The following is a 4,157-nucleotide window of genomic DNA, read 5'->3' as shown; positions in this document are numbered from 1 at the left end:
CATCATCAAAGTCATCTTCATCTTCGTCAATGTAGTCGTCAAAACCGTCTTCTTCAACTTTACGTTTCTTCTTCGGTTTTGGTTGAGGCAAGATTTCTTCATCAATTTGCTCGTATGGGTACCAGCTGCGTAGACCCCAACGATTTTCTCCTAAATTAATGAAACGTCCATCGATGTTTAAGTCTGTATAAAATTGTGCGATTTTCGCATTAACTTGCTCTTGAGATAGTCCCAGCACTTGAGCGATTTCTTGAACCAACTCGTTGAATGTCGTTGCTTGTTTTTTATCCCCTAAAACGCTATGTACAACTTCAATCATTGAACATTCTTTTAGCTCTTCTGGTGAATATTGCTTAAAATCCACTTATGCGGCACTTCCTTTCATCAAATATAACCTTATATATAACGGCCTGCTTAAAAAAATCCATACTATTCATTATAAACAAAAGTCGCACAAATATGCTACAAAAAAAACGGGAAACTTTTATAGGGTAGTATACATTCCTTATTTCGGAAGCATATGGGCCCCTTGTAATACATACCTAATTTGCATGTCTGTATATTCTTCGAGCGTATATAGCTTTTGCAGCGCCCAACGTCGAAATCCCCACATCTGTCCTTGTATAAAAATATTATGCGCAAGAAGCTGTATTTCTTTTTTATTTAATGTAAATGTTCCGTTTTCCGTACACTGTTCTAAAATATTCTCAAACATTCCTACCATTTGAAACTCCTTTTCTAATACGTACGGGAGTGATTCTTTCGGTAAGAAGCGTACCTCTTGATACATTATTAATACTTCTTCCTGCAATTCGTCCATCACTTTAAAATAATTCGTTATTGCTATCTTTAAACTTTCTACACTTCCTTTTTCCGTACAAACTACTTCCTCTAATCTTTCTTTTACATGTTCATAAATACTATCACAAACTAAATACAAAACATCATCTTTTGTACGAATGTATTCATAAAGCGTTCCAATACTAAATCCAGCTGCCTTTGCAATCTCTCTCGTTGTTGTACGCGGAAATCCTTTTTGTTTAAACAGTTGCACTGCACCTTTAATCATTTGTTCACGCCTTAACGCGACTAATTTTTCATCTTTCACTGATGCATGCACATTATGTTTAACCATCCCCTTCACCTCTCTATTATTTTTTGGAAGGAAAAAGCGTAGGAAAATACCTACGCCTTTGATCCTACTTCGTTAACATACGAGAAATTACGAGCCTTTGAATCTCTTGTGTTCCTTCATATATCTGTGTAATCTTTGCATCTCGCATGTATCGCTCTACCGGATAATCTTTCGTATAACCGTAACCACCAAATACTTGTACCGCTTCAGTCGTCACCTTCATCGCGGCATCGCCTGCAAATACTTTTGACATCGCCGACTCTTTCCCATAAGGAAGTCCTTCCGATTCCAGCCAAGCTGCTTGATATGTTAGAAGACGCGCCGCCTCCACATCCGTTGCCATATTTGCAAGTTTAAAGCCAATCCCTTGCTGCACCGCAATCGGCTTCCCAAACTGATGACGCTCTCTTGCATATTCTACGGAAGCATCTAAAGCCCCTTGTGCAATACCAACCGCTTGCGCCGCAATACCGTTACGGCCACCATCTAATGTTTGCATCGCTATCTTAAACCCTTGTCCTTCTTCCCCTAGTAAATTCTCTACAGGAATACGGCAATCTTCGAACATAATTTCAGTTGTTGGTGAAGAGCGAATCCCTAATTTACTCTCCTTCTTCCCAACTGAAAATCCTGGTGTATCACTTTCCACTATAAATGCACTCGTGCCACGCTGCTTCGATTCAGGATCAGTTAATGCGAAAACAACATAAATATCAGCAATACCACCATTAGTGATAAATATTTTTGATCCATTTAATACATAATGGTCTCCATCTCTTTTGGCGATCGTCTTCATTCCACCAGCATCCGATCCAGATCCTGGCTCCGTTAAGCCGTATGCACCAATTTTCTTTCCTTCAGCCATCGGTCGTAAAAATGTTTGCTTTTGCTCTTCTGTTCCAAATTTAAAAATTGGCCAACCAGCAAGTGAAGTATGTGCAGACAATGTTACACCTGTAGAAGCACATACGCGTGATAATTCTTCAATAGCAATTACATACGCCAAGTAATCGCTTCCAATTCCGCCGTATTCTTCAGGCCACGGAATTCCGGTTAAACCAAGCTCTGCCATTTGATCAAATAGCGCACGATCAAACCTCTCTTCTTCATCACGTTCAGCTGCTGTCGGTGCTACTTCGTTCTTAGCAAAGTCCCGAACCATTTTTCTTATCATTTCATGTTCTTCTGATAGTTTAAAATGCATGCCCGTCTCCCCCTTGTGCTTTTATAAAGCCCGGCTAATAACAAGTTTCTGTATTTCACTCGTTCCTTCATATATTTGCGTGATTTTCGCATCACGGAAAAATCTTTCTACTGGATAATCTTTCGTATAACCGTAACCACCAAATACTTGCACTGCTTCAATCGCAACTTCAACAGCCGTTTTAGAAGCGAATAATTTCGCAATAGATGCTTCTTTACCACATGGTAATCCTTGCGCTCTTAGCGATGCCGCCCTATATACAAGTAATCGCGCCGCTTCTACGCTAGTTGCCATATCTGCAAGTTTGAAGCCAATCCCTTGCTGCGCCGCAATTGGCTTTCCGAATTGCTCACGTTCTTTCGCATAATCAATCGCACATGCAAGCGCCGCTTCAGCAATACCTAATGCTTGCGCCCCAATTCCAATTCGTCCAACATCTAAATTCGCCATCGCTACCTTAAATCCTTGTCCTTCTTCACCAAGTAAATTCTCAGCCGGTACCTTCATATCCTCGAACGTAAGTTGTACAGTGCGAGAACCAAGCAGTCCCATTTTATGCTCATCTTTACCGATAATTAAGCCTGGTGTATCTTTCTCTACTATGAATGCAGAAATCCCACTCTTTCCTGCCTCTGGATTTGTAGAAGCGAATACAATATATGTACTTGCTTCACCACCATTTGTAATGAACACCTTCGATCCATTAATAATGTAATGATCGCCTTTCTTCACAGCTCTTGATTTCAAACTTCCTGCATCCGATCCTGCATTTGGTTCTGTTAGTGCAAATGCACCTAAATATTCACCAGTCGCAAGCTTAGAAACGTATTTCTCTTTCTGTTCTTCTGTTCCGAAATATAAAATCGGGTTCATTCCAACTGACGTATGTACAGCTAAAATTACACCAACCGTTGCGCTTACCTTTGAAATTTCTTCAATTGCTAAAATGTAAGAAATAAAATCCATTTCTGCACCACCGTATTTTGCAGGCGCTGGAATTCCCATTAATCCAAGCTCACCCATCTTCTGCAAAATCTCTTTTGGGAACACCCCTTGTTCCATACTAGGAACAAAGGGAGCAATTTCCTTCTGTGCAAAATCTCGAACCATTTTCCTCATCATTTGCTGCTCTTCATTAAAACGAAAGTTCATATACTCCGCCTCCATTTGCTATATAACCTTTTAACAATTTGGTAAGACCACTATTTTGTAACAAAGGGGGATTTATTCGTAAACGTAGAAACCACGACCTGTTTTACGTCCTAACCATCCTGCATTTACGTACTTACGTAGCAATGGACATGGGCGATATTTACTATCACCTAAACCTTCATGCAACACTTCCATAATGTATAAACATGTGTCTAAACCGATAAAATCAGCGAGCGTTAAAGGGCCCATCGGGTGATTCATACCAAGTTTCATTACTTCATCAATTGCTTCTTTCGTCGCTACACCTTCATATAACGTATAAATTGCTTCGTTAATCATCGGTAATAAAATACGGTTCGATACAAATCCTGGGAAATCATTTACTTCAACTGGTACTTTGCCAATTTTCTTCGTAATATCCTCAATTGTTTCGTATACCGCATCATCTGTAGCCAAACCACGAATAATTTCAACAAGTTTCATAACCGGAACTGGATTCATAAAGTGCATACCGATTACTTTTTCCGGACGTTTCGTTACCGCGGCAATTTCTGTAATTGGCAAAGATGACGTATTTGTCGCTAAAATTGCGTGTTCTGGAGCAATTTTATCTAAATTCGCAAAGATTTTCTTTTTAATATCCATTTTCTCGACAGCTGCTTCGAT

The 4,157-nt window shown here is 39.7% G+C and carries 5 protein-coding genes; all 5 read right to left on the bottom strand.

Features of this window, described 5'->3' with window-relative positions; translation table 11 throughout:
• The coding region (gene rpoE / locus MR083_RS26205) for a DNA-directed RNA polymerase subunit delta (RefSeq protein WP_242270072.1) at positions 1 to 364 on the bottom strand (364 nt) is incomplete at its 3' end.
• Positions 365 to 505: 141 nt separating this feature from the next.
• Complete coding sequence (locus MR083_RS26200) at positions 506 to 1,135, bottom strand: TetR/AcrR family transcriptional regulator (RefSeq protein ID WP_000238604.1); 630 nt, start codon at positions 1,133 to 1,135, stop codon at positions 506 to 508.
• A gap of 64 nt (positions 1,136 to 1,199) precedes the next feature.
• Positions 1,200 to 2,339 (bottom strand): acyl-CoA dehydrogenase AcdA, encoded by a 1,140-nt coding sequence (gene acdA / locus MR083_RS26195; protein ID WP_242270071.1) that lies wholly within the window; start codon positions 2,337 to 2,339, stop codon positions 1,200 to 1,202.
• A gap of 21 nt (positions 2,340 to 2,360) precedes the next feature.
• Positions 2,361 to 3,491: an acyl-CoA dehydrogenase gene (locus MR083_RS26190; RefSeq protein WP_001011168.1), complete on the bottom strand. Its 1,131-nt coding sequence runs from the start codon at positions 3,489 to 3,491 to the stop codon at positions 2,361 to 2,363.
• A gap of 72 nt (positions 3,492 to 3,563) precedes the next feature.
• A partial coding sequence (locus tag MR083_RS26185) for a 3-hydroxyacyl-CoA dehydrogenase NAD-binding domain-containing protein (protein ID WP_242270070.1) occupies positions 3,564 to 4,157 on the bottom strand: 594 nt, incomplete at its 5' end.

This window comes from Bacillus cereus group sp. BfR-BA-01408 (genome assembly GCF_022663305.1).
In the GTDB taxonomy this organism is placed as follows: Bacteria; Bacillota; Bacilli; order Bacillales; family Bacillaceae_G; genus Bacillus_A; species Bacillus_A pacificus.
The sequence above is the reverse complement of the archived record's forward strand: the minus strand, read 5'-3'. Positions and strand labels throughout refer to the sequence as shown.

Excerpts from the sequence above, each read along its gene's own strand:
- MR083_RS26200 (WP_000238604.1), bottom strand. The coding sequence starts at position 1,135 with ATGGTTAAACATAATGTGCATGCATCAGTGAAAGATGAAAAATTAGTC.
- acdA (WP_242270071.1), bottom strand. The coding sequence starts at position 2,339 with ATGCATTTTAAACTATCAGAAGAACATGAAATGATAAGAAAAATGGTT.
- MR083_RS26190 (WP_001011168.1), bottom strand. The coding sequence starts at position 3,491 with ATGAACTTTCGTTTTAATGAAGAGCAGCAAATGATGAGGAAAATGGTT.